Here is a 1,142-nt window from a genome sequence, read left to right as displayed (position 1 = left end):
CCTAATGGTTGCGGGCCGGGATTATCAGGGCTTGTCCCTATCTCCGCGCAGGAGGCGCTCGTTCTCGAACGTTTGGCCGACCGCGCCCGGTAAGCAAGGTTGCTCACTTCCTTCGTGCAGCTCCGCCCCGCTGGCGCGGCGCATCCTGCGACCTGTGCATGCCGGGCTGGTGCGGTCGGCCGGTTCTTCCTCGTTCCTCGCGCATCCCGCGCGGGGCAGAAAAGAGGGAGGAACCCATGACGATCACCGAAATCACCCTGCTGGTAAGCGCCATCGCCCAACTGGTCGCGGCGATAATCGAGCTGAACAGCACGATGCGACGCTAAGCGTCGGCCCGGTGCGGCAGCCGCCGCACCGGGTACGGGCAGCATGCCCTGCTGGAGACTCCCAGTAAGAGCCTTGCTCAATTCCTCTCGATCGCCAGCGGCTGAGGAACTGGGGCAGCGGCTAGACGCAGACACGGGGGCGCTTGAGGCTCGGCGCGTCTAATTCCCATGCCTGCTTGGCCGGGTCCATGAACAAAAAGCACCAGCGGTGCGTCACGGAACCCGGCAGACACGCATAGCTCCCAAGAGCACCAGCGGTGCGGAGCTAGCGTTTGGAACGGCGCGGTTTCACCGTCTGTTTCGCCTTGATCGATTGAACGGCTTTCGCCTTCGCTTCCAGTTCGTCAATCTCGGCGTTCATTTCAGCGTGCATGTCGTCCCATCCGCCGATCCCCATAAGCACGCGGTCGGCATGTTTGATCGTGTTTACATGCCCGTAATGCTGCTCGATCATTTTGACGGACGTGCCCATCTGTTGGGCGAGGATATAGACATCGACCCCCGCTGAAAGCCGGAACGTCGCATAGGTGTGACGGAAGCAGTAGGTGGTTCGTGGAATACCGCTCGGCCCGTCGCGCAACTTCGCATATTTCAGCAATTCCTCGACGGTATCGCGGTAGAGCCATACAGCGGGTTTGCCGTTGATGATGGTGAAAACATGATCGTCGGGCTTGGTCGCCTTGGATAGCGCGTGGACGCGATCCAGATAGTCTCCGACGCTCTTGGGCGCGATCAGATTGCGCTCCTTACCTTTGCCGTGGACGTAGATCACGAGAATGTCGGTGCCGTCCATGACGTTCACTGGAGGACCTTTCG

Annotated in this window: 1 protein-coding gene; it reads right to left on the bottom strand. The window is 60.8% G+C overall.

The features are described from left to right. Positions 1-591: 591 nt before the first annotated feature. Positions 592-1,142: site-specific integrase (locus U1769_RS25235; protein WP_332720906.1), on the bottom strand; the 551-nt coding region annotated here is incomplete at its 5' end.

The organism is Parasphingomonas zepuensis (assembly GCF_036663735.1).
Classification (GTDB): Bacteria; Pseudomonadota; Alphaproteobacteria; order Sphingomonadales; family Sphingomonadaceae; genus Sphingomonas.
This window is presented reverse-complemented; position numbering and strand designations above follow the sequence as displayed.